Genomic DNA, 24,248 nt, shown 5'->3' on the forward strand with positions numbered 1-24,248 from the left:
ACCTCGGGCCCGCTCAACGGGTGCCCCGGGCGACGTAGGCGGCGAGCGTCGGCGCGTCCTTCCCGGTCAGGATCTGCGGACCGGTCGCCACCGGGCTGCCGCCGCCGAGCACATTGAGGTTGTAGCGGTAGAGCCACAGCAGGTCGACGCCCTCGTAGCCCTGCAGATAGGGCTGCTGGTCGACGGCGAAGCCGATGGTCCCCGCCTTCAGCCCGCCGACCACCTGGGTGCTGAGGTCGAAGGTGTCCTCCTCGGTGCTGCCGGCCGCCCGGCCCGCCTCGGTGATGCCCTGCAGCGCGGTGGCGGCCAGCGGGGCGCTGAGGGTGAGCACGGTGTCGATCGAGCGGTCCGCCTGGAGCTTGGCGGAGATCGCCGCCTTGGCGTCGGGCAGGTCGGTGCCGTTCACGTAGAGCACCTGCCAGGCGCCGCCGAAGGCGGCCTTGGCACCGTTGCAGCGCTGCTCCTGGCCGACGTTGCCCTGCTCGTGGATCACACACAGGACGCTCTTGCGCCCGCGCTGCTTCAGTTCGGCGCCGGTGGCCCGGCCGGCCGTGGACTCGTCCTGGCCGACGTGGGTGAGCGCGCCGAACCTCGCCGCGAACTCCTCGCCGGAGTTGACGCTGACCACCGGGATCCCGGCCGCCTCGGCCTTGGCCAGCACCGCCTTCATGGCGTCGCCCTTGGCCAGGGTGACCAGCAGGCCGTCCACCTTCTGGTCGATCGCCGCCTGGACCAGCTGCACCTGGTTGGCGGTGTTGGCGTCGTTGGAGTAGACGAAGTTGATGTTGTCCTTGGCGGCGGCCTGCTGGGCGCCCTTGCGCACGGTGTCCCAGAAGGAGTCGCCGCTGCCCGCATGGGTGACCATGGCGAAGGTCCAGCGCGGGGTGCCCACCCCCGAGCCCCCGCCCCCGGAGGCCGCCGACCGCGCCGCCTGCTCGGCCCGCAGCCCGCCGGTGGCACTGCACCCGGCGAGGAGCAGGACCGCGGCCAGGGCTACGAACACGGGCAGGGGACGGCGCATGCTCCGAGTCTGCGGTGACGGACGGTCACCCGCCGCCGGGGTTGGCCCGGGCGGGTGACGTGACGTTCCGTCAGGAGAGCTCCAGGGCCAGGTAGAAGTCCACCCGGTCCTCCAGCTTGGAGAGGTCACGGCCGGTCAGTTCCTCGATCCGGCCGATCCGGTAGCGCAGCGTGTTGACGTGGACGTGCAGCGCTGCCGCGCACCGGGTCCAGGAGCCGTCGTAGCGGAGGAACGCCTCCAGCGTGCGGACCAGGTCGGCCTGGTGCTCCAGGTCGTAGCCGATCACCTTGTCCAGCAGCCGGCTGCGGAACGCCCGCCGGACCTCGTCCGGCACCGCGGCCAGCAGCAGCACGTGCGAGGCCAGCTCCTCCGGGCCGCTGACGCAGATCCGGCCGACCCGGGAGGCGGCGATGCGGCGGGCGTGCCTGGCCTCCTCCAGGGCGCCGCGCAGCCCGCCGGCCGAGGCGGCGGGGGCGCTGGCGCCCAGCGTCAGCCGTCCCTCGGCGCCGAGGCCGGCCTCCAGCGGGCCGAGCAGCTCCCGCAGCCGGTCGGCCATCGCGGTGCCGTCGACGGCCTCGGGCACCAGCAGGATCGCGCCGGCTCCGCCGCCGCCGATCAGGGCCCGGATGTCCGCCCCGGTCAGCGCCTCGACCAGGGCCTCGCGGACGGCTCCGTCCGGCAGCCCGACGCTCTCGGCGGAGACCACCACCCAGGACTCGGGGCTGCCGGTGTCGGAGTCGGCGCCCGGCTCCGCGGGGGACATCGCCATCGAGGCCTCCAGCGCCCGGCGCAGCTCCTCCGGCGGGGCGTCCCGCTGCAGCAGGGCGATCACCTCGTCGGCGAGCCGACTGCGCAGCCTGCGGCTCTCGTCCCGGCGCTCGCGCTCGGCGGAGGCCAGCCGGGCCAGGTTCTCGGCGAGCTGCTGCCGCTTGGGGGTCCATTCGGTGACATCGCCCTCGACCGCGAGCAGCCACTGGGCCAGCAGGCCGGTCCCGCCGCCGGCGACCGGCAGCACCGAGAATTGCCGTGCGCCGACCCGGGCCCGGACCGAGGGACCGGAGCGGCGGCGCTGGCCGTCCAGGTGGGCCCGGACCAGTTGCTCGCGTTCGGCCGGACTGAGCCGGTCGGGTGGTCCGGCCACCACCCGGCCGCTGGGGGTGAGCACCCAGCAGTCCAGGTCCAGGTCGCCGCCGAGCAGTTCCAGCACCGCGTCGAGGCCGGCCCCTCCGCTGGCCTGGACCAGCACCCGGTGCCGGTCCACCAGCGCGGACAGGTCGGCCGCCCGGTCGGCCGAGACCTGGCGCACCACGTACTCGGTGACCTGCGCGAACGCCACGTCGTCGGGCACCGCGAAGAGCGGCATCCGGTGCCGCTCGCAGGCGGCGACCAGGTCCTCGGGCACCGGGCCGACCTCGGCCTCGCCGGCCGCCAGGCCGACCGCCCCGGCGGCGGCGAGGCCGCGGACGAAGCGCTCGGAGTCGTCCGCGCCGCTGCGCCACAGCATGCCGGTGAGCACCAGCTCGCCGCCCTGCAGGTAGCGGCCCGGGTCGTGCAGGTCGGTGGTCACCACCCCGGAGACCACGCGGTCCAGCTCCTCCCGGCCCGCGAGCAGGCGCAGCCGGGGGGCGGCTGGGGCGAGCAGTGCTCCGATCCGCACGTGCGGTACCTCCGGGACGACCAAGTGTGGCAGGGGTGTTGCCGCACGTTACCCGAAGAATCCCTCAGCACGGCAACCCTCCGCGACCCGGGGGCCGCGGAGGGACGCGCGCTCCGGCACCGGCCGTCAGGCCACCAGTCCCCGCCGCACCAGCAGCGGCGCGATCTCCGGGGCCCGCCCCCGGAACGCGGCGAACGCGGCCATCGCATCGGTGCTGCCGCCCTTGGCGAGCAGCTCGCGGCGGAAGATCTCGCCGCTCTCGCGGACGGTCTTGCCGTTGCCCTTGAACCACTCCACGGTGTCCGCGTCCAGCACCTCGGACCAGATGTAGCCGTAGTACCCGGCGGCGTAGAAGCCGCCGGAGAAGATGTGCCCGAAGTACCCGGTGCGGTAGCGCGGCGGGATCTCGTCCATGGCCACCTGGTAGCGCTCCAGCGCCGCCGCCTCGAACGCCTGGGCGTCGCCCGGGTCGGTCCCGGCCGGAAGGGTGTGCCAGGCCCAGTCGAGCAGGGTCGCGGCCAGGTACTCGACGGTGCGGAAGCCCTCGCCGAAGTTGGCGGCCTCCTTCATCCGGGCCACCAGCTCGGCCGGCATCGGCTCGCCGGTGACATGGTGCTTGGCGTAGTTGCCGAGGACCAGCGGCCAGTCCGCCCACATCTCGTTCACCTGCGAGGGGTACTCCACGAAGTCGCGCGGTACCTCGGGCCCGGAGACCAGCGGGTAGCGGACGTCGGAGAACAGGCCGTGCAGGGCGTGGCCGAACTCGTGGAACAGGGTGGTGACCTCGTCCCAGGTCAGCAGGACCGGGTCGCCCGCCGGGGGCTTGGCGATGTTGAGGTTGTTGACCACCACCGGCAGCTGGCCGAGCAGGTGCGACTGCTTGACCAGCTCGTTCATCCAGGCGCCGCCGCGCTTGGACTCGCGGGCGTGGAAGTCGCCGATGAACAGGCCGATCGGGGTGCCGTCGGCGTCGCTGACCTCGAACACCCGGGCGTCCGGGTGGTAGGCGACCAGGTCGGGGCGCTCGGTGAAGCCGATCCCGTAGACCTGTCCCGCGGCGAAGAAGGCACCGTCCCGCAGCACCGCCTCCAGCTCCAGGTAGGGGCGCATCACCGAGCCGTCGAAGTCGAAGCGGGCCTTGCGGACCTTCTCCGACCAGTACTGCCAGTCGGCGGCCTCGATCGCGTCCACCCCGGCCTCGGCGGCCAGCGCCGCCGCCTCCCGGCGGGCGTTGGCGACGGCCGGGCCGACCAGGCGGCCCAGCATCTCGTCCACGGCGGCGGTGGTGCCCGCGGTCTGGTCGGCCACCTCGTAGGCGGCGTGGCTGGCGAAGCCGAGCAGCGCGGCGCGCTCGGCGCGCAGGGTGGCCATCCGGACGGCGAGCCCGCCGTTGGACTCGGTGCCGCGTCCGAGCGAGGCGGTCAGCAGCCGCCGCCGGACGGTGGGATCGTCCAAGCCGGCCAGCTCGGTCTGGTTGGAGAAGTTCTTCAGGCTGATCACGAATTTTCCGTCGTGGCCCAGCGCCCGGCCGTTCTCCTCGGCGGCGGCGATCGCGTCCGCGGAGAGCCCGGCCAGCTCGTCGGCGCTGTCCAGGATCAGCGCCGCCGCCCTGGTGTCGGCGAAGACGTTCTGCTCGAACTGGGTCTCCAGGGTCGCCAGCTCGCCGTTCAGCTCCCGCATCCGGGCCTGCTCGGCCTCGCCGAGCCGGGCCCCGGCCCGGACGAAGCGGGCGTGGTAGCGGGCCAGCAGGTAGTCCGACTCGGCGTCCAGCCGCAGTTCCTCGCGCTGCGCGTACAGCGCGTCCACCCGGGCGAACAGGGCGGGGTCCAGGTGGATGGCGTCGCGGTGGGCGGCCAGCCTGGGGCTGATCCCGGCCTCGATCTGCTGCACGCCGGGGGTGGTGTCGGAAGCGGACTGGTTGAAGAAGACCAGCGACACCCGCGCCAGCACCGCGCCCGAGCGTTCCAGTGCCTCGATGGTGTTTTCGAAGGTGGGCGGCTCGGGATCGGCGGCGATGGCCGCGACTTCGGCCAGCTGCTGCGCCATTCCGGCCTCGAAGGCCGGGAGGTAGTGCTCCTCGCGCAGGTCCGCGAAGGGCGGCAGTTCATAGGGGAGGGTGCTGGCGCTGAAGAAGGGGTTCTCGGTTGTCATCCGCCAGACACTACGCCCGGTGGTGTCACCGCATCGCGCGAATTTCCCGGCGGGTCTGCCGGATGACGCTCCGGTGAACGCGCAGCCTCTACTTGGAGAAAACTACAGCGCTCGCGGTCGCTCCGTACCAGGGGCTCATGCCATCAGTGACTGCCGACACACCCCCGGCCGATTGTGTACTGCTCACAACCCCGCACGACTGACAAAGGAGTCACCGCATGGAGTTCCTGCGGCCCGCCACTTGGGACGAGGCACTCGCGGCGAAGGCCGAGAACCCGTCCGCACTGCCGATCTCCGGCGGCACCGACGTGATGGTCGAGCTCAACTTCGACCGCCACCGCCCCTCCGCGCTGCTCGACCTGAACCGCATCACCGAGCTGACCACCTGGGAGTCCGGCAGCTACGAGGGCCAGCAGGGCGAGGTCATCCGCCTCGGCGCCGCCGTCCCGTACGCCAGGATCACCTCGGAGCTCGCGGGGCCGCTGCAGGGCCTGTCCATCGCGGGCAACACCGTCGGCTCGCCGCAGATCCGCAACCGCGGCACGGTGGCCGGCAACCTCGGCGGGGCCTCCCCCGCCGGTGACGCCCACCCGGCGCTGCTGGCGGCGGGCAAGGACGTGTTCGTCGAGGCCGCCTCGGTGCGCGGCACCCGGCTGATCGCCATCGACGACTTCTACGTCGGCGTCAAGCGCAACAGTCTGGAGCCGGACGAGCTGATCCGCGCCGTCCGCATCCCGGTCGCGTCAGGACCGCAGCAGTTCTCGAAGATCGGCACCCGCAACGCGATGGTCATCGCGGTCTGTGCCTTCGGCTTCGCGCTGCACCCGAAGAACGGCACGGTCGGCACCGGCATCGGCTCCGCGGCCCCCACCCCGCGCCGGGCCGCCGAGGCCGAGCAGTTCCTCGCGGACGAGCTGGCCGACCGCGGCCTGTGGCAGAGCGGCGGCCTGATCGGCCCCGCCGCCACCCAGCGCTTCGGCGAGCTGGTCGCCGCCGCCTCGTCCCCGATCGACGACGTCCGCGGCAGCGCCTCGTACCGCCGGCACGCGCTCGCGGTGATGGCCCGCCGCACCCTGACCTGGACCTGGAACGAGTACACGCAGTCCCTGAGGAGCGCAGCATGAGGGTGACCTTCAACGCCAACGGCCGCCAGGTCGAGGCCGACGACGTCTGGGAGGGCGAGAGCCTGCTCTACATGCTGCGCGAGCGGCTCGGCCTCCCCGGCTCCAAAAACGCCTGTGAACAGGGCGAATGCGGCTCCTGTACGGTCTATCTGGACGGCGCGCCGGTGTGCAGCTGCCTGGTCGCGGCGGGACAGGTGCAGGACCGCGAGGTCCGCACGGTCGAGGGCCTGGCCGACGAGGAGACCGGGCTCGACCCGGTGCAGCAGGCGTTCATCGACGCCGGGGCCGTCCAGTGCGGCTTCTGCACCCCGGGGCTGCTGGTGCAGACCCACGACCTGCTGGAGCGCGAGCCGCAGCCCAGCGACAACGACATCCGCGAGGCCCTGTCCGGCAACCTCTGCCGCTGCACCGGCTACGAGAAGATCATGGACGCCGTGCGTCTCGCCTCCGCCCGCAAGTGCCACGCCACGGAGGTGTCCCAGTGACCACCAGAACCATTCGCGGCGAGAAGAACCTCCAGGACATCACCACCGCCCACCCGGACGGCATCGGCGGCTCTCCGCTGCGCCCGGACGGCACGCTGAAGGTCAGGGGCGAGTTCGCCTACTCCTCCGACCTCTGGCACGAGGACATGCTGTGGGGCATGGCGCTGCGCTCGCCGCACGCCCACGCCCGGATCCTCTCGGTCGACATCTCCGAGGCGCTCACCCAGCCCGGCGTCTACGCCGTGCTCACCCACAAGGACATCCCCGGCAGCAAGTACTACGGCCTGGAGATCCAGGACCAGCCGGCCCTGGCCATCGACAAGGTGCGCTACCACGGCGAGGCGATCGCCATCGTCGCCGCGGACCACCCGGAGACCGCCCGCCGCGCCCTGGCCAAGATCAAGGTCGAGTACGAGGTGCTCCCGCCGATCACCACCGAGGAGCAGTGCCTCGACCCGGAGACGCACGGCTACGTCCACTCCCCCGAGGAGTACAAGGGCCACGCCTCCGGCAACATCGTGCACCAGCAGAAGGTCGTCTCCGGCCTCGGCGTGAACGAGGACGTGCGGGCCCTGGCCGATGTGGTCGTGGTCGGCGAGTACGAGGTCGGCATGCAGGACCAGGCCTTCCTCGGCCCGGAGTCCGGCCTGGCGGTGCCCGCCGAGGACGGCGGCATCGACCTCTACATCGCCACCCAGTGGCTGCACGTGGACCGGCAGCAGGTCGCCCCGGTGCTCGGGCTCCCCGAGAACAAGCTGCGGCTCACCCTGGCCGGCGTCGGCGGCGCCTTCGGCGGTCGCGAGGACCTGTCGATGCAGATCCACGCCTGCCTGCTGGCGCAGCGCACCGGAAAGCCCGTCAAGATCGTGTACTCCCGCGAGGAGTCCTTCTTCGGGCACGTGCACCGCCACCCGGCGAAGATGCGCTACGAGCACGGCGCCACCCGCGACGGCAAGCTCGTCTACATGGACGCCCGGATCGTCCTGGACGGCGGCGCCTACGCCTCGGCCTCCCCCGCCGTGGTCGGCAACGCCTCCTCGCTGAGCGTCGGCCCGTACGAGATCCCCAACGTCAATGTGCTCGCCGTCGCGCTCTACAGCAACAACCCGTCCTGCGGCGCGATGCGCGGCTTCGGCGCGGTGCAGGCCTGCTTCGCCTACGAGTCGCAGCTCGACAAGCTGGCCACGGAGCTCGGTATGGACCCGGTGGAGCTGCGGCAGCTGAACGCGGTCTCGCAGGGCTCGTTCCTGCCGACCGGTCAGATGATCGACGCCCCGGCCCCGGTGGCCGAGCTGCTGCAGAAGGTCAAGGACCTCCCGCTGCCGCCGGCCCTCGACACGACCCACCTGGACATCCGCGAGCTGCCCGGCGCGCTGTCCAACACCTCGCACGGCGAGGGCATCGTCCGCGGTGTCGGCTACGCGGTGGGCCTGAAGAACGTGGGCTTCTCCGAGGGCTTCGACGACTACTCCACCGCCCGGGTCCGGCTCGAGGTCATCGGCGGCGAGCCGGTGGCCATGGTGCACACCGCGATGGCCGAGGTCGGCCAGGGCGGCGTCACCGTGCACGGGCAGATCGCCAGGACCGAGCTGGGCGTCGAGCGGGTCACCATCCACCCGGCGAACACCGAGGTCGGCTCGGCCGGCTCCACCTCCGCCTCGCGGCAGACCTACATGACCGGCGGCGCGGTGAAGCTGGCCGCCGAGGCGGTCCGCAACGAGCTGTTCGCGCTGGGGCGTTCGCGCTACGGCTGGAGCTACAACGACCTCTCGCTGGTCGGCGGCAAGGTCGTCTCGGCCTCGGCCGGCGTACTGATCTCCATGGTCGACCTGCTCGGCGACAACGCCATCGACCTGACCCGCGAGCACCACCACCGGCCGACCGTCCCCTTCGACAAGGAGACCGGGCAGGGCTTCGGCCACGTCCAGTACACCTTCTGCGCGCACCGCGCGGTGGTGGACGTGGACGTGGAGCTGGGCCTGGTCAAGGTGGTCGAGCTGGCCGCCTGCCAGGACGTCGGCAAGGCGCTGAACCCGCTGTCGGTGATCGGCCAGATCCAGGGCGGATCCACCCAGGGCCTCGGCCTCGCGGTGATGGAGGAGATCATCACCAGGGACGGCAAGGTCAGGAACCCCTCCTTCACGGACTACCTGATCCCCACCATCCTGGACACCCCGCCGCAGCCGGTGGAGATCCTCGAACTGGCCGACCCCAACGCCCCGTACGGGCTGCGCGGTGTCGGCGAGGCGCCGACCCTGTCCTCCACCCCGGCCATCGTCTCGGCGATCCGCGCCGCGACCGGGCTCGCCCTGATGCGGGTGCCGGTCCGGCCCGAGCACATCACCGGGACCTGAGAGACCGTCATGAGACTTCCCCGGGGCAGCTGTCCAGTCTTCCCGCTTCAAGGCTGCCCCGGGGAGCACCAAAGAGATACCCACCGCAGCACCACGCACGACCGGATCCGCACCACGGCCGGTGCACCGCCCTCGCCGGGGCCGTACCGACCGACCAGCAAGTCAGCGAGCCGAACCGTCCCCTGCACTCCCTACCTGACGGGCCCCAGGACGGCCGCGAGCCCCACCCCAACCCCCTTTGAACCTTGGGAGTGGAACCCGTGACCCAGATCCCCACGGAATCCAGAGTTACCGCCGACGACGAGTCCTACTCGACCGAAGCGACCCCCGCACCGAAGAACGCGATGGACGCGTACTTCCGGATCAGCGCCCGTGGCTCGTCCATCGGCAATGAGATCCGAGGCGGCCTCACCACCTTCATGGCGATGGCCTACATCCTGCTGCTGAACCCGATCATCCTCTCGGTCGGCGACGTCAACGGGAACCATCTGAACGCGGGCCAGATCACCACGGCGACGGCACTCGCCGCCGCGGTGACCACCATCCTGCTCGGCGTGGTCGGCAACGCGCCGCTCGCCGCGGCGGCCGGGCTGAGCGTGTCCAACACGCTGGCCGCGGTGATGGCGCCACATGTCACCTGGCCGCAGGCGATGGGCCTCTGCGTCATCTACGGACTTCTGATCGTCATCATGGTCGTCAGCGGACTCCGCGAGATGATCATGAACGGGATACCGCTGGCCCTGAAGCACGCCATCACCATCGGCATCGGCCTGTTCATCGCGCTGATCGGCCTGGTGAACGCCGGCTTCGTGACCCGGGTCCCGGACGCCAACCACTCGGACACCCCGGTCCAGCTGGGCAGCATCGGCAACCTGGCCGGCTGGCCGGTGCTGATCTTCAGCATCACCCTGCTGTCGATCTTCGTGCTGCAGGTCCGCAAGGTCCGCGGCGCGATCCTGATCGGCATCGGCATCGGCACCGCGCTGTCGCTGATCGTCCAGGCCGCGCTGAACCTGCCCGCCTCCACCTGGGGCCTGTCCGTGCCCAAGTGGCCCGGCAACCCGGTCGCGGCCCCGAACTTCGGGCTCTTCGGCCATGTCGACCTGTTCGGCGCGTTCGGCAACAACGGCATGGGCGCGCTGAGCGCCGGCTTCGCGGTCTTCACCCTGGTCCTGGCCGGGTTCTTCGACGCCATGGCCACCATCATCGGCATCGGCACCGAGGCCGGGCTGGCCGACAAGCAGGGCCGGATGCCCGGCCTGTCCAAGGCCCTGTTCATCGACGGTGCGGGCGGCGCGATCGGCGGCCTGGCCGGCGCCTCGGGCCAGACCGTGTTCATCGAGTCGGCGACCGGCGTGGGCGACGGTGCGCGCACCGGCTTCTCCAGCGTGGTCACCGGCGGCGTGTTCGCGCTGATGCTGTTCTTCACCCCGCTGGCCGGCATGGTGCCCGGCCAGGTGGCCGCCGCCGCCCTGGTCGTCATCGGCTCGATGATGCTCTCGCAGGCCCGCCACATCGACTGGGCCGACCGCGAGGTTGCCATCCCGGCCTTCCTCACCATCGCGCTGATGCCGTTCACCTACTCCATCACCGCGGGTGTCGGAGCGGGCGTCATCTCCTACGTGGTCATCAAGGCCGGCGCGGGCAAATGGCGCGAACCGGGCATCCTGATGTGGGTGCTCAGTGTGGTGTTCGTGGTCTTCTTCGCCCTGCACCCGCTCAAGGACTGGCTCGGCATCCACTAGCCCGGCCCCCGCACCGCCCCCTCCACCCCTACGACCGCAACAACCGCACCGAAGGAGCAGCACCATGCAGGACATCGCCGAGCAGCTCAACGCCTGGCACGCTGCTGGACGCTCCTTCGCCGTGGCCAGCGTGGTGTCCGTCTCCGGGAGCGCCCCGCGCGACCCGGGGGCGGCCCTGGCCGTGGACACCGAGGGCGAGGCCGTCGGCAGCGTCTCCGGAGGCTGCGTGGAGGGGGCGGTGTACGAGCTGTGCCAGGAGGTGCTGGCCTCGGGCGAGCCGGTGCTGCACCGGTTCGGCTTCTCCGACGAGGACGCCTTCGCGGTCGGCCTGACCTGCGGCGGCATCATCGACGTCTTCGTCCAGCGGGTCGTCCCCGGCGCCTCGGACGGGCTGGACGCCGCGCTGGCGTTCATCCGCTCGGGCCAGCCAGTCGCCCTGCTCCGCGCCGTCTCAGGACCTGAGCCGCTGCTCGGCGCGTCCCTGGCCGTCACCGGCGACACCCACCACGGGACGCTGGGCCGTCCGGCGCTGGAGCAGGCCGCCGTGCTGCAGGCCAGGGCGATGCTCGACAGCGGCCGGACCGGGCAGTTCACGCTCACCCAGGACGGCCGCCCCTGCGACCCGTCCACCGGCACCGACCTGGTCGCCTTCTTCGTCGAGTCGCATGTCCCGGCCCCGCGCATGATCGTGTTCGGGGCGATCGACTTCGCCGCCGCGGTGGCCCGGATCGGCGGCTTCCTCGGCTACCACGTCACCGTCTGCGACGCCCGCCCGGTCTTCGCCACCCAGCGCCGCTTCCCCACCGCCGACCAGGTCGTGGTGGACTGGCCGCACCGCTACCTGGACGCGGAGACCGCCGCCGGACGCATCGACGGCCGCACCGCGCTGTGCGTACTGACCCACGACGCCAAGTTCGACCTCCCGCTGCTGGAACGCGCCCTGCGGATGCCGCTCGGCTTCGTCGGCGCCATGGGCTCCCGCCGCACCCACCAGGAACGCCTGGACCGGCTGCGCGAGGCCGGCCTGACCGAGGTGGAGCTGGCCCGACTGCGCTCCCCGATCGGCCTGGACCTCGGCGCCCGCACCCCGGAGGAGACCGCCGTCGCCGTCGCCGCCGAGATCACCGCCCACCGCCGCGGCGGCACCTGCCTCCCGCTGAGCGCCCACGGCGGCCCGATCCACCACGACCACCCGATCCGCGCCGAGGACCTCCCGCGCCGGATAGCCTGACCGGCGGGTGCACCGGGTGGCTCAGCAGGCTCCCGGCAGGCGCACCATGCGGACGTCGATCGGGTCCTCGCCCTCCACCGTGAAGCCGTGGCGCTCGTAGAGGCGGCGGGCGGCACTGCCCTGCACCACGTCCAGGCGCACGTTCAGATCCTCGGCATCGGCCTCGGCGAGCAGGGCGCGCAGCACGGCCGCGCCCAGGCCCCGGCCCTGGTGCCGCGGCGCGAGATAGAAGTGCTCCAGCCACAGGCCGTCCCCAACGGGCCGCACCGTGACGCAGCCGGCCAGTTCGCCGTCGACCTCGATCACCGAGGTGTACTCCGGCGAGAGCGAGTCCCGCAGCCGCTGCCTGACCCGGTGCTCGTCGAAGCGTCCCAGCCGCACCAGGTCCGCGCGCATCACTGTCGCACGCAGCTCCACCAGCGGCTCGACGTCGGCCGGCTGCACTGTGCGCAGCGCCCAGCCGGTGCCGGCCGGGCGTATCCGTTCCGCGGTACTTCCTTGATCAACCATGGCACGATTATGCCCATGCCGGCACCGCCCGCGGGGCCTGGGAACGGCCTCGCGGGCGTGCGTGCGGCTGTGTGCGGGCCTGGGATCAGGCCGGGTTGTCGGTGGACTCGATGATCGAGAAGACCGCGCCCCAGGGGTCGCGCAGCGCAGCCATCCGGCCGAAGGGCGTGTCCGCCGGGGGCATCAGCACGTCGGCGTTGCGCTTGACGGCGGCGTCGACCGTGCTGTCGGTGTCGTCCACGCAGAAGTAGGTCATCCAGTGCGAGGGCGTCCCGGCCGGGAACGGCGGGTCGGTCAGCTTGTTGAGGCCGCCGACCGGCCGCCCGCCGATCTGGAAGGTCTTGTACTCCATCTCGCCGGGCATCTCCTCGACGCCGACGCCGAAGGCCGCGCTGTAGAAGGCGCCGGCCGCGGCCGTGTCGCTGGAGTTGCACTCGTTCCAGGCCAGCGCGCCGGGCTCGTTGACCAGTTGGGCGCCGATGAAGTCCTTGTGCTCCCAGACGCCGAAGACCGCGCCGGACGGGTCCACCGCGACGGCCATCCGGCCGAGGGTCATCACGTCCATCGGCGGCATCATCACCTGGCCGCCGGCCTTGCCGATCTTCGCCATGGTGGCGTCGGCGTCGTCACTGGAGAGGTAGGTGGTCCAGACGGTGGGCGTGGACGGGTCCATGGTCGGGCCGATCCCCGCCACCGGGAGGCCGCGGAAGGTGCAGACGGCGTAGCCGCCGGTCTCGGGATCCCCGGGCTCGCCCTGCCAGCCGAGGAGATCGCGGTAGAAGTCGAGGGCGGCCTGCTGGTCGGGGACCATCAGGTCGACCCAACAAGGAGTGCCGGCGGTGTAGGGAGCGGTGATTTCAGGCATCGGTGCGAGCCTCCGGGGTCGAAGCGTGCGGACGGTCCCCCTGGAACCACTCTTCACCCTGGGAAGTCGTGTGGCTACCGGAATGGGCCAAACAGAGCGGGCCCCCGGCGCGACACTGCGCCGGGGGCCCGCTGGTCCTGTTCTCGGTACCGCTCCGCTACGCCTGGTCGGCGTTGCGGATCGCCTCAACGGCCGCCTGCAGCCGACGGCCGTAGTCCGCGTCGGCGGCGTGGAAGAACGGGAGGACCCGCTCGACCACGTCGTCCCGGCCGACCGAGCCGATGGAGCCGGCCAGGTTGGCGATCAGACGGTCCTGCTCGGCCGCCGACATCAGCCGGTAGAGCTCACCGGCCTGGAAGAAGTCGTCGTCCTTGGCGTGCGCCTCGGCGGCATGGGCGCCGGTCCAGCCCTGGACCGCGGTGGGGGCGGCCAGCGCCCGGTCGGTCTGCCGCGGCCCGTCGTAGGAGTTGGGCTCGTAGTTCTTGGCCCGGCCGGCCGGGTTGACCGCGCCGAGGCCGTCCCGGCCGTAGTTCTGCGCGGTGGTGGCCTTGGGGGCGTTGACCGCGAGCTGGGTGTGGTTGACGCCCAGCCGGTAGCGGTGCGCGTCCGCGTAGGCGAACAGCCGGCCCTGGAGCATCTTGTCGGGCGACGGGCCGATGCCGGGCACGAAGTTGTTGGGCGAGAAGGCGGCCTGCTCGACCTCGGCGAAGACGTTCTCCGGGTTGCGGTTCAGCACCAGCCGGCCGACCTTCTGCAGCGGGTAGTCCGCGTGCGGCCACACCTTGGTCAGGTCGAACGGGTTGAAGCGGTAGTCGGCGGCCTCGGCCACCGGCATCAGCTGCACATACACGGTCCAGGACGGGAACACCCCGCGCTCGATGGCCTGGTGCAGGTCGCGCTGGTGGCTGTCGGCGTCCTGGCCGACCAGCTCGGCGGCCTGGCCGGCGTCCAGGCTGCGGATCCCCTGGTTGGTCTTGAAGTGGTACTTCACCCAGTACGCGGCGCCGTCGGCGGCGACCCACTGGTAGGTGTGCGAGCCGTAGCCGTTCATGTGGCGGTAGGAGGCCGGGATGCCGCGGTCGCCGAACAGCCAGGTGATCTGGTGGAGGGACTCGGGCGAGTAGGACCAGTAGTCCCAGACGTTGTCCGCCTCCTGGAAGCCCGTGAACGGGTCGCGCTTCTGGGAGTGGATGAAGTCGGGGAACTTGATCGGGTCCTTGATGAAGAACACCGGGGTGTTGTTGCCGACGAGGTCGTAGTTGCCCTCCTCGGTGTAGAACTTCAGCGCGAAGCCGCGGGGGTCGCGCACCGCGTCGTTGGAACCGAGGTTCCCGGCGACGGTGGAGAAGCGCAGGAACACGTCCGTGCGCTTGCCGACGCTGTCCAGGAAGTCGGCCCGGGTGTACGGGGTGACGTCGTCGGTCACCTCGAAGTAGCCGTAGGCGCCGGAGCCGCGGGCGTGCACCACGCGCTCCGGGATGCGCTCGCGGTTGAACCGGGCGAGCTTCTCGATCAGCTGCTGGTCCTGGATCAGGACCGGGCCGCCGAGGCCCGCCTGCGCGGAGTTCTGGTTGTCGGCGACCGGTGCGCCGGACTCAGTGGTCAGGATTTTCGACATGGCGGTACCTCGGTGGTGGCTCGAAGGTGAAAATTGACTAGTAGTTTTTGGGAGGCAGCTGCTGGGCGGGCCGTCGTCTCAGACGCCCAGCAGCCGCCAGATCGCGGCCCCGCGGCGGGTGGTGTCCTTGCCGTCGGGGGTGTCCTGCGGCTGCAGCGCGTCCACTGCCGCATGCGCTGACGCAGCGTCAGCGAACGGGCGGGCAGCGGTCACTGACGCTGCCTCAGGCTCGGAGAGCCCGGCCTCGGCCAGAGCCTGCGCAGCCTCCGCGGCCGGGACCAGGTTCAGCCAGCGCAGCGCCAGCGCCGCCCGGCCGGACTCGGTGAGCCGTCCGGTGAGCCGCAGCCGGGCCACCCCGCCGTCCGGGAAGACATTGAGCCGGGCCGCGGTGACCGGGCGCTGCGGGACGACCCGCAGCCGGTGCCGGGTGTCGGGCTGCAGCCGGGTGCGCGGCAGCAGGTCGAACCACTCCCCTGCCTCGTCGCGGCCCGAGACCGAGGCCCAGCCGGGGCAGTTGGCGACGAAGTGGGTGGTGTCGACCTCGACCGCCAGCACCTCGCCGGTGCCCGCGAGGTCCAGCTCGACCCAGTCGTTGTCCTTGTTGCGGCGGCGCCGGGTCTCCCAGCCCTCCCCCATGACCGCGGCGCGGCCGAGCGAGTTGAGGTTGTGCGGCGAGGAGAAGTAGCGGTCGGACGCGCCGGTGGCGACGCCGCCGAACTCCTGGGCGGCCAGGTCGAAGGTGAGCCCGTCCAGGTCGCGCGGGTCGGCGACGACCTCGCCGTGGACCCGCAGCCGGGCCACCCCGCCGTCCGGCCAGATGTTCAGCCGGACGTGGGTGAAGCGCTGCTCGACCTGGACCGGGAACTCATGGGCGGTGTCGCCCTTGAGCGCGCTGCGCGGGACCAGTTCGGTCCACTCGGCGGCGGCGAGCTCCTCGGGCGAGGGGGTGCCGGGGACGGACGCGGCCTCGATCGAGGCGGTCTCCGGGTAGTTGCCGGTGAAGTGGGCGGTGTCGACCACCACGCCGCGTACCACGCCCGGCACCCCGAGCCGGACGATCGCCCAGTCGTGGTCGTTGTCGGTGGGGTGCGGCTCGTCGATGCCGGCGCCGCGGCGGCGGCGGGTCTCCCAGCCGTCCATGATCTGGCCCTTGTGCCCGAAGGTGTGCGGCCGGAACTCGGCGGGGGCCGCGACGATCAGGTTCTCCTTCTCGGCGAACAGCTCGTCGTTGGCGGCAACCACGCCGGCGCCGAGGGTGCGGGCGGCGAGGTTGACCAGCTCGGTGAAGGCGGCGTGGCTCGTGGTGTCGGTCATGCTTCTCCTCGGACGATCAGGCGGCCGAGCGGCTGGGCGTCAGCGTCAACGTTCACGACCCGGCCGCGAAGCCAGGTGGTGCGGACAGCGCCGGTCAGCGTGCGGCCTGCGTAAGGGGTGACGGGGTTGCGGTGGTGCAGGCCCTCGGGGTCGACGGTGAAATCGGCGTCGGGGTCGAAGGCGACCAGGTCGGCGTCCATGCCGGGCGCGATGGCGCCCTTCGTACAGAGGCCGGCCAGGGACGCAGGCCCGGCGCTCATCCAGCGGACCACGTCGGTGAGGGCGAAGCCGCGGGCGCGGGCCTCGGTCCAGATCGCGGGCAGGCCGAGCTGCAGCGAGGCGATGCCGCCCCAGGCGGCGGCGAAGTCGCCGTCGCCGCCGTAGCGGGCCAGGTGCTTGAGGTCCGGCGTGGACGGCGAGTGGTCCGAGACCACGGCGATGAACTCGCCGTCGGCCAGGGCCTGCCAGAGCAGGTCACGGTTGGTCTCGTCGCGGATCGGCGGGCAGCACTTGAACGCGGTGTCGCCGTCCGGGACCTGCTCGGCGGCGAGGGTGAGGTAGTGCGGGCAGGTCTCGGCGGTGACCTGGACGCCGTCGGCCCGGGCCTGCCGCAGCAGCGGCAGTACGGCGGCCGAGGAGACATGCAGGATGTGCACCCGGGCGCCGGTCCTGCGGGCGGTCTCCAGCAGCCCGGCCACCGCGGTGGCCTCGGCGTCGTCGGGACGGGAGGCGAGGAAGTCGGCGTAGTGCGGGCCCGGCTGCTGGGGCGCGGCGTCGAGGACGGCGGGGTCCTCGGCGTGGATGATCGCCAGGGCGTCGATCCGGGCCAGTTCGGTCAGCGCCTGCTCAAGTTGATCACCCGTCAGATGCGGGAACTCGTCCACCCCGGAGGGGGCGAGGAAGCTCTTGAAGCCGAAGACCCCGGCCCGGTGCAGCGGTTCCAGGTCACCGGTGTTGCCGGGGATCGCGCCGCCCCACAGCCCGACGTCGACGAAGATCCGGCCTTCGGCGGCCTTCCGCTTGGCGTCCAGGCCGTGCAGCGTGGTGGTCGGCGGGATGGAGTTCAGCGGCATGTCGATCACCGTGGTGACCCCGCCCGCCGCGGCGGCGCGGGTGGCGGTGGCGAAGCCCTCCCACTCGGTCCGGCCCGGCTCGTTCACATGGACGTGGCTGTCGACCAGGCCGGGCAGCAGCGCCAGGTCGCCGAGGTCGACCAGCTCGCCCCCGGTCGCGGCCCCGTGGGGCAGCACCTCGGCGATCTTCCCGTCCCTGACCACCACGTCGGCGGCACGCGAGCCGTCCGGGAGGACGGCGCTCCGGGAGCGGAACACGGTGTAGGACGGGGCGGTCAACAAAACCTCCGGGCTGGTGCGGCTGGGAAAGCCGCAGGCGGTGCGCTGCGACCGGAACAACCGGGCGGTTCGGACAGGGCGAGCCTAAGGCCGCCTTCAACAAAACGTCAACGTTTGCTTCGCTGCCGTGCTCACGGCCGCAGGAACTGCTCGGCGAGCCGTTCGCCCGCCAGCTCGGCGAGCTCTCCGGCCCGGGTGAGGCTCGCGCCCGGCTCCGCGTCCGGGCCCGCCAGCAGCTCCAGGGCGTAGGCGGCAGCGAAGCCGGCCCCGCGCCAGCCGGGCTCGTCCAGTTCCAGTCGGCCGGCCACGGCGGCTACCGGAACCCCCGCTCCGGTGGCCGCCGCGGCGACCCCGGCGGGGGCCTTGCCGTGCAGTGTCTGCACGTCCAGGCAGCCCTCACCGGTGACGACCAGGCGGGCTCCCCGCACCGCCCGGTCGAACCCGAGGAGGCCGAGCAGCAGCTCGATCCCCGGTTGCACCCGGGCCCCCAGCAGCGCCAGCGCGCCGAAGCCGAGGCCGCCGGCCGCGCCCGCCCCGGGGGTCTCCCGCAGGTCGGAACCGGTCAGCTTGGCGACCGCGTCGGCCCAGTGCTCCAGCGCTGCGTCCAGCTCGGCCACGTCCGCCGGGCTCGCGCCCTTCTGCGGGCCGTAGACGGCGGCGGCGCCGCGGGCGCCGAGCAGCGGGTTGTCGACATCGCTGGCGATCACCACCTCGACCCCGGCGAGGGTGGCCGGGAGCGTCCCCAGGTCGAGCCGGTCCAGCCGGCGCAGGGCGGCTCCGCCGGGGGCGAGCTCGGTGCCGTCGGCGTCGCGCAGGGTCGCGCCGAGGGCCTGGGCCATCCCGGCCCCGCCGTCGGTGCAGGCGACCCCGCCGAGGCCGAGCACGATCCTGGTGCAGCCCAACTCCAGCGCCCGGGCGATCAGTTGGCCGGTGCCGTAGCTGCCCGCCGTCAGCGCTGCCTTGACCCCGCCGGGGAGCAGGGTCAGGCCGCTGGCCTGCGCTGCTTCCACCACGGCGGTGCCGTCCTTGACCGCGATGGCGGCCTGCACCGGATCGCCGGTCGGACCGTCGACGGTGGTCTCCACCCGGGTGAAGCCGGCCGCCAGCGCGGCCAGCACGGTGCCCTCGCCGCCGTCGGCGACCGGGAGCAGCCGGACGTCGGTGCCCGGCGCTGCGCGGAGGATGCCGGCCGCGATCCGGGCGGCGGCCTCGGCGGCGGTGAGGCTGCCCTTGAACTTGTCAGGGGCGATGACCACATGACCGGTCGTGTGCTGCTGCGTCATCGCGTCTTCCCTACGTCGTGTGGCTCTGAACAGGTGTCCCTCCCGGCGATGCGGGCACGACCGGATCTTCCCATCATCGGGATGGGGTCACACCGCCGGGAGGAAGTTTGTGGAGCCGCGCTCAGCGCGACCTTGGTACCTCCCTGCGGCGGCGGGCACGACCGGAAGGATCTGCCGCCGCAGGGAGGAGCTGTGTCGGCCGTCAGGCCAGGGTGTTGAGCAGCGCGCTGGGGGCGTCCGACGCCTGCGCGGCGACCGGCTCCCACTCGTTCACCGCGTCGATGCCGGCGCCCGACATCGAGACATTGGTGACCCGCTCCAGGATGACCTCGACGATCACCGGGACCCGGAACTCCGCCGCGAGCTTCTTGGCCTGCTCGAAGGCCGCGCCCAGCTCGTTCGGGTCGAAGACCCGGATCGCCTTGCAGCCCAGGCCCTCGGCCACCTTGACGTGGTCCACGCCGTAGCCGTTGAGCTCGGGGGCGTTGACGTTCTCGAACGAGAGCTGGACGTGGTAGTCCATGTCGAAGGCCCGCTGCGCCTGGCGGATCAGGCCCAGGTAGGCGTTGTTCACCACGACGTGGACGTAGGGGATGTTGAACTGCGCGCCGACGGCCAGTTCCTCGATCATGAACTGGAAGTCGTAGTCGCCGGAGAGGGCGACCACGGTGCCGTCCGGGTCCGCCGTGGCGACACCCAGCGCGGCCGGCAGGGTCCAGCCCAGCGGGCCCGCCTGACCGGCGTTGATCCAGTTGCGCGGCCCGTAGACGTGCAGCATCTGCGCGGCCTGGATCTGCGACAGGCCGATGGTGGTGACGTACCGGGTGTCCCGGCCGAAGGCCTGGTTCATCTCCTGGTAGACCCGCTGCGGCTTGATCGGGACGTTGTCGAAGTCGGTCTTGCGCAGCAGCCGGCCCTTGCGCTCCTGGCAGCTCGCCGCCCAGGCGCCGCGGTCCGCGAGCAGGCCGGCCGCCTTGCGCTCCCGGGCCACCTCGACGAACAGTTCCAGCGCGGCCCTGGCGTCCGAGACGATCCCGTAGTCGGGGGCGAAGACCCGGCCGATCTGGGTCGGCTCGATGTCGACGTGGACGAAGGTGCGTCCGGCCGTGTAGGCGTCGAGGGTGTTGCCGGTGTGGCGGTTGGCCCAGCGGTTGCCGATGCCGAGGACGAAGTCCGACTCCAGCATGGTCGCGTTGCCGTAGCGGTGCGAGGTCTGCAGGCCGACCATGCCGGCCGCCAGCTCGTGGTCGTCCGGGATGCTGCCCCAGCCCATCAGGGTGGGGACCACCGGCACGCCGGTCAGCTCGGCGAACTCCACCAGCAGGTCCGCGGCGTCGGCGTTGATGACCCCGCCGCCCGCGATGATCAGCGGCTTCTCGGACGCGGCCAGTAGGTCGAGCGCCTTCTCGATCTGCGCCCGCGAGGCCGACGGCTTGTAGACCGGCAGCGGCTGGTACGTCTCGATGTCGAACTCGATCTCGGCCATCTGGACGTCGATCGGCAGGTCGATCAGCACCGGTCCCGGACGGCCCGAGCGCATCAGGTGGAACGCCTGCTGGAACGCGCCCGGCACCTGGGCCGGCTCCAGCACGGTCATCGCCATCTTGGTCAGCGGCTTGGCGATCGAGGTGATGTCGACCGCCTGGAAGTCCTCCTTGTGCAGCTTCGCCACCGGCGCCTGGCCGGTGATGCACAGGATCGGGATCGAGTCCGCGCTGGCCGAGTAGAGGCCGGTGATCATGTCGGTCCCGGCCGGGCCGCTGGTGCCGATGCAGACGCCGATGTTGCCGGCCTTGGCGCGGGTGTAGCCCTCCGCCATGTGCGAGGCGCCTTCGACGTGCCGGGCCAGGATGTGGGTCAGCCCGCCGTTGGTCCGCATCGCGGAGTAGAACGGGTTGATCGCGGCGCCCGGCAGGCCGAACAGGTGGGTGACGCCCTCGGCCTTGAGGATCTCAACGGCCGCCTGGGCTGCGGTCATACGTGCCATGTCAGTTGACCTTCCGTCCGGCGAGGCGCTCGACGCCGCGCAGCAGTGCCGAGTGGTCCAACGAGCCGTCGCCGTTGGCGCGGGCCGAGGCGACCAGCTGGGCGACCAGCGAGCCGACCGGCAGCGGGGCCTCGACGGCCCGGGCGGCGGCGGTGACGATGCCCATGTCTTTGTGGTGCAGGTCGATCCGAAAGCCCGGGGCGAACTGGCGGTCGACCATGTTGGCCTTCTTGCGGTTCAGCACGGTGGAACCGGCCAGGCCGCCGGCGAGCACGTCCAGCGCGGCCGGGAGGTCGACGCCGGCGTTCTCCAGGAACACCACGGCCTCGGCCACCACCTGGATGTTCACCGCGACGATCAGCTGGTTGGCCGCCTTGACGGTCTGTCCGGCACCGGCCGGGCCGACGTGGATGACCGTGGTGCCCAGCGCGTCGAACAGCGGCTTGGCCTCGGCGAAGTCCTCGGCGCCACCGCCGACCATGATGGACAGCACGGCCTCGATCGCCCCGGCCTCGCCACCGGAGACCGGGGCGTCCAGGGTGCGGATCCCCTTCTCCTGGGCGGCGGCGGCGACCTTGATCGAGGTCTGCGGGGTGATGCTGCTCATGTCGATCACCAGCGTGCCGGGCTTGGCGCTCTCCAGCACCCCGCCCTCGCCCAGGATCGCCTGCTCGACCTGCGGGTCGGCCGGGACCATGGTGATGACCACCTCGGCGTCGGCCACGGCCTCGGCGATGCTCCCGGCGGCGAGGCCGCCGTCGGCGACCAGCTTGTCGATGGCGTCCTGGGTCAGGTTGTAGCCGGTGACGGTGTGTCCTGCCCGGACCAGGTTGGCAGCCATCGGGCTGCCCATGATCCCGAGACCGATAAACGCGATCTTGCGCGAAGCGCTCATGCCGTAACTCCTCAATCAAGGCAAACGAAGTAGTTGCAGCCCCTCAGGGGCGCGGGGAACTAGCCCCGGCTGCTGCTGCGGAACTCACGGGGCAGCCACTCAAGGCTGTCGACACTCGCGACCCCCGCCTCCGGCTTGTACTCAAGACCGATCCGCCCGGTGTAGCCGACCGCGTCCAGTCGACCCGTCAGGTCCGCGAAATCGAGCTCCCCGGTCCCCGGCTGGTTCCGGGCCGGCGCGTCCGCGATCTGCACATGCCCGATCCGGTCCGCGTGGGTCTCGATGACCGCCGCCAGGTCCTCGCCGTTCCGCGCCAGGTGGTAGAGGTCGCAGAGGAAGTAGGTGTTGCCGAGGCCGGTCACCGCGTTCACCCGGTCCACCACCGCGACCGCGTCCTTGCTGGACAGCAGCCCGTACAGTGGCGCCTCCGGCGCGTTCAGCGCCTCGACCAGCAGGACCGCGCCGATGCCGTGGGTGGCGTGGGCCGCCAGCGCCAGGTTCTCGAGCGCCAGCTCGTCCTGCACCCGTACGTCCAGGCCCTCGACCCGGTTGCCGTAGAGCGCGTTCAGCGCCTTGCAGCCGAGCGAGTCGGCCAGGCCGACGGCGACCGCGATGTTGTCGCGGAACTGCTGGGACTCGGCCGGGCGCGACAGCAGCCCCTTGGAGCCCGCCGCCATGTTCCCGGCGTCGAAGTTGAGCCCGGTGAGCTGGACGCCGGCGTCGGTGAAGGCGCGGCGCAGGGCGTCGAGCTCGCGGTCGGGCGGGGTGGGTCCGTCCAGGGTCCACCACAGCTCGGCGGCGTCGAAGCCGGCCGCGGCCGCCGCGGCGGGGCGTTCGAGCAGCGGCAGCTCGGTGAAGAGGATCGAGAGGTTCACGGTCCAGCGCTGGTCGAGCCAGTTGCGTGCTGCGGCGGCGGTCATGCGGTCACCCATCCAATTCCACAATGCGGAAGCAAGTTTCTGCTTGATGGAACTATGACATGACGGCCCATTGGCCTGTCAAGAGCGCCCGCAACATTTTGTTGAAGTTGGACGAGCCCGCCGCCCCGCCGTCGGATACGCTGCGCGCGTGCGATTGAAGGTGGAGTTCACGACAGAGCCGTTTGCACTCGACGGCTTCCCCGACCATGCCAAGGCCGCCCGCCGCGCGGTGGACCAGGCCGGACTGACGGTCGACGTCGGCCCGTTCGGGACCAGCGCCGAGGGCATGGCCGCCGACGCCCTGGCCGCGGTCGCGCGGCTGCTCGAGGACGCCCTCGCCAACGGCGCGACCCGGATCTCGGTCCAGGTGAGCGCCCTGGGCGAGGACGGCCGACCGATAGCGGACCAGGAGGAGGCCGGATGACCGCCGTCGAGCATTCCGACCCGCACGCGGACCCGCTGCACCCGCTGGCCCACGCCATCAAGCCGCTGCTGGACGCGGTGGGCGCCAGCGCCGTCGCCCCGGCCGACGCCCGCCCGGACGATGTACTGCTGGAGTGGGACGACCAGCCGGCCGTGGCGGTCCGGCTGCCCGGCATGGAGAGCGCCATGGACCGGCTGCTCGGGGAGGTCCGCCGGCAGTTCGGCGGCGGCGAGCTGAGCGAGCTGGACCGGGCGAGCAAGCAGCGGGTGGTGGCCCAGTTGGAGGAGCGCGGCGCGTTCACCATCCGGCACGGGGTGGAGACGGTCGCGGCGGCGCTCGGCGTCAGCCGGTTCACCGTGTACAACTACCTGAACCGGCAGCAGGCGAGCAGCAAGGACTCCTAAAGTTCAACAAACTGTTGACGTGATGGAGTGCTGGGCCTAGCTTTTGGATGACACCCCCTCGTAGGAGGTCATTCGTGGCACGCTCTACCACCGCGCTCGCCCGGCTCAACGCCCTGGGCGACGCGGACCTCGACGCCCGGCTCGTCGAGATCTGCAGCTCCCCCGCCTGGGCGAAGCTGCTCCGCTCCGCCCGCCCCTGGGCCGACGACGACGCCGTGCACAGCGCCAACGCCGACGCGATGGCCGGGCTCGGCCCGGCCGACCTGGCCGACGCGATGGCCGGCCACGCCCGGATCGGGCAGCCCAAGGCCGGGGACGCCACCTCCCAGCGCGAGCAGTCCGGCGTCCATGGCGCGGACGACGCCCTGCTGGACGAACTCCAGCAGGCGAACGCCGACTACGAGGCCAGGTTCGGCCATGTCTTCCTGATCTGCGCCACCGGGCGCACCGCGGAGACCATGCTCGAAGCGCTCCGCGGCCGTATCGGCAACGATCCGCGCACCGAGCAGGAGATCGTCCGCGGCGAGCTGCGGAAGATCAACGACATCCGGATCGACCGCCTTCTGAACGAGGACTGACGGAGCATCATGACCTCCATCTCCACCCATGTGCTGAACACCAGCACCGGCCGCCCCGCCGAGGGCGTCCCGGTCGAACTGGCCCAGCGGCAGGCCACGGGCGGCTGGACCGTCCTCGGCAGTTCCAAGACCGACGCCGACGGCCGCTGCAAGGACCTGCCGGTGCCCGACAGCGCCGCGGGCACCGTGCTGCGGCTGACCTTCACCACCGAGGGCCCGTTCTTCCCCGAGGTGTCCATCGTCTTCGACGTGGACCCGGCCCAGGCCCACTACCACGTACCCCTGCTGCTGAACCCGTTCGGGTACTCCGTCTACCGAGGAAGCTAGAGA

Annotated in this window: 21 protein-coding genes; 9 read left to right on the forward strand and 12 right to left on the reverse strand. The window is 71.9% G+C overall.

Going from position 1 to position 24,248, the window contains the following annotated elements:
• Window positions 1-13 precede the first annotated feature (13 nt).
• The 3 genes from ACEZDG_RS34800 to ACEZDG_RS34810 form a co-directional block, all read right to left on the reverse strand.
• A complete protein-coding gene (locus ACEZDG_RS34800) occupies window positions 14-1,021 on the reverse strand; it encodes a sugar ABC transporter substrate-binding protein (protein ID WP_380518024.1) in 1,008 nt (335 codons plus the stop codon).
• Window positions 1,022-1,091: 70 nt separating this feature from the next.
• Entirely contained in the window at window positions 1,092-2,678 is a 1,587-nt protein-coding gene (locus ACEZDG_RS34805) for a PucR family transcriptional regulator (protein ID WP_380518026.1), read from the reverse strand.
• A 126-nt stretch (window positions 2,679-2,804) separates the two neighbouring features.
• Window positions 2,805-4,829, reverse strand: coding sequence for a M3 family metallopeptidase (locus ACEZDG_RS34810; RefSeq protein WP_380518027.1), 2,025 nt, complete (start codon window positions 4,827-4,829; stop codon window positions 2,805-2,807).
• A gap of 218 nt (window positions 4,830-5,047) precedes the next feature.
• On the opposite strand from ACEZDG_RS34810, the gene ACEZDG_RS34815 reads away from it, so the two are divergent.
• The 5 genes from ACEZDG_RS34815 (at window position 5,048) to ACEZDG_RS34835 (ending at window position 11,768) form a co-directional block, all read left to right on the forward strand.
• Window positions 5,048-5,953 (forward strand): FAD binding domain-containing protein, encoded by a 906-nt coding sequence (locus tag ACEZDG_RS34815; RefSeq protein WP_380518030.1) that lies wholly within the window; start codon window positions 5,048-5,050, stop codon window positions 5,951-5,953.
• A complete protein-coding gene (locus tag ACEZDG_RS34820; RefSeq protein WP_380518033.1) occupies window positions 5,950-6,438 on the forward strand; it encodes a (2Fe-2S)-binding protein in 489 nt (162 codons plus the stop codon). The genes ACEZDG_RS34815 and ACEZDG_RS34820 overlap by 4 nt, the downstream gene beginning before the upstream one ends.
• 11 nt (window positions 6,439-6,449) lie before the next feature.
• Window positions 6,450-8,792 (forward strand): xanthine dehydrogenase subunit D, encoded by a 2,343-nt coding sequence (gene pucD, locus ACEZDG_RS34825; protein ID WP_380518179.1) that lies wholly within the window; start codon window positions 6,450-6,452, stop codon window positions 8,790-8,792.
• 260 nt (window positions 8,793-9,052) lie between these two features.
• Window positions 9,053-10,537: an NCS2 family permease gene (locus ACEZDG_RS34830; protein ID WP_380518034.1), complete on the forward strand. Its 1,485-nt coding sequence runs from the start codon at window positions 9,053-9,055 to the stop codon at window positions 10,535-10,537.
• A 64-nt stretch (window positions 10,538-10,601) separates the two neighbouring features.
• Window positions 10,602-11,768, forward strand: a complete 1,167-nt coding sequence (locus ACEZDG_RS34835; protein ID WP_380518036.1) for an XdhC family protein — start codon at window positions 10,602-10,604, stop codon at window positions 11,766-11,768.
• Between the two features lie 21 nt (window positions 11,769-11,789).
• On the opposite strand, the gene ACEZDG_RS34840 is transcribed toward ACEZDG_RS34835, so the two are convergent.
• From ACEZDG_RS34840 to ACEZDG_RS34880, 9 genes are all read right to left on the reverse strand, one after another.
• A complete protein-coding gene (locus ACEZDG_RS34840; protein WP_380518038.1) occupies window positions 11,790-12,278 on the reverse strand; it encodes a GNAT family N-acetyltransferase in 489 nt (162 codons plus the stop codon).
• Between the two features lie 85 nt (window positions 12,279-12,363).
• Entirely contained in the window at window positions 12,364-13,143 is a 780-nt protein-coding gene (locus tag ACEZDG_RS34845; RefSeq protein WP_380518040.1) for a VOC family protein, read from the reverse strand.
• A gap of 157 nt (window positions 13,144-13,300) precedes the next feature.
• Window positions 13,301-14,761 carry a catalase gene (locus ACEZDG_RS34850; RefSeq protein ID WP_380518043.1) on the reverse strand — a complete coding sequence of 487 codons (1,461 nt, stop codon included), beginning with the start codon at window positions 14,759-14,761 and terminating at the stop codon, window positions 13,301-13,303.
• Between the two features lie 78 nt (window positions 14,762-14,839).
• Window positions 14,840-16,075: an allantoicase gene (gene alc, locus ACEZDG_RS34855; RefSeq protein ID WP_380527376.1), complete on the reverse strand. Its 1,236-nt coding sequence runs from the start codon at window positions 16,073-16,075 to the stop codon at window positions 14,840-14,842.
• Window positions 16,072-17,427 (reverse strand): allantoinase AllB, encoded by a 1,356-nt coding sequence (gene allB / locus ACEZDG_RS34860; RefSeq protein WP_380518045.1) that lies wholly within the window; start codon window positions 17,425-17,427, stop codon window positions 16,072-16,074. The genes alc and allB overlap by 4 nt, the downstream gene beginning before the upstream one ends.
• 131 nt (window positions 17,428-17,558) lie before the next feature.
• A complete protein-coding gene (locus tag ACEZDG_RS34865) occupies window positions 17,559-18,710 on the reverse strand; it encodes a glycerate kinase (protein ID WP_380518048.1) in 1,152 nt (383 codons plus the stop codon).
• A gap of 202 nt (window positions 18,711-18,912) precedes the next feature.
• Complete coding sequence (gcl, locus tag ACEZDG_RS34870; protein ID WP_380518050.1) at window positions 18,913-20,697, reverse strand: glyoxylate carboligase; 1,785 nt, start codon at window positions 20,695-20,697, stop codon at window positions 18,913-18,915.
• Between the two features lies 1 nt (window position 20,698).
• The gene (locus ACEZDG_RS34875) at window positions 20,699-21,592 is read right to left on the reverse strand and encodes a 2-hydroxy-3-oxopropionate reductase (protein ID WP_380518053.1); all 894 of its coding nucleotides are present in this window, start codon (window positions 21,590-21,592) and stop codon (window positions 20,699-20,701) included.
• Window positions 21,593-21,651: 59 nt separating this feature from the next.
• The gene (locus tag ACEZDG_RS34880) at window positions 21,652-22,524 is read right to left on the reverse strand and encodes a TIM barrel protein (RefSeq protein ID WP_380518056.1); all 873 of its coding nucleotides are present in this window, start codon (window positions 22,522-22,524) and stop codon (window positions 21,652-21,654) included.
• A gap of 136 nt (window positions 22,525-22,660) precedes the next feature.
• On the opposite strand from ACEZDG_RS34880, the gene ACEZDG_RS34885 reads away from it, so the two are divergent.
• From ACEZDG_RS34885 to uraH, 4 genes are all read left to right on the forward strand, one after another.
• Complete coding sequence (locus ACEZDG_RS34885) at window positions 22,661-22,936, forward strand: thiamine-binding protein (protein ID WP_380518059.1); 276 nt, start codon at window positions 22,661-22,663, stop codon at window positions 22,934-22,936.
• Window positions 22,933-23,340, forward strand: coding sequence for a helix-turn-helix domain-containing protein (locus ACEZDG_RS34890; RefSeq protein ID WP_380518062.1), 408 nt, complete (start codon window positions 22,933-22,935; stop codon window positions 23,338-23,340). Before ACEZDG_RS34885 ends, ACEZDG_RS34890 begins: the two co-directional genes overlap by 4 nt.
• A gap of 74 nt (window positions 23,341-23,414) precedes the next feature.
• Window positions 23,415-23,918, forward strand: coding sequence for a 2-oxo-4-hydroxy-4-carboxy-5-ureidoimidazoline decarboxylase (gene uraD / locus ACEZDG_RS34895; RefSeq protein ID WP_380518064.1), 504 nt, complete (start codon window positions 23,415-23,417; stop codon window positions 23,916-23,918).
• 9 nt (window positions 23,919-23,927) lie between these two features.
• Complete coding sequence (uraH, locus tag ACEZDG_RS34900; RefSeq protein ID WP_380518066.1) at window positions 23,928-24,245, forward strand: hydroxyisourate hydrolase; 318 nt, start codon at window positions 23,928-23,930, stop codon at window positions 24,243-24,245.
• The last annotated feature ends 3 nt before the right edge of the window (window positions 24,246-24,248 follow it).

The sequence above is a fragment of the Streptacidiphilus alkalitolerans genome, assembly GCF_042511045.1.
Lineage (GTDB): Bacteria > Actinomycetota > Actinomycetes > Streptomycetales > Streptomycetaceae > Streptacidiphilus > Streptacidiphilus alkalitolerans.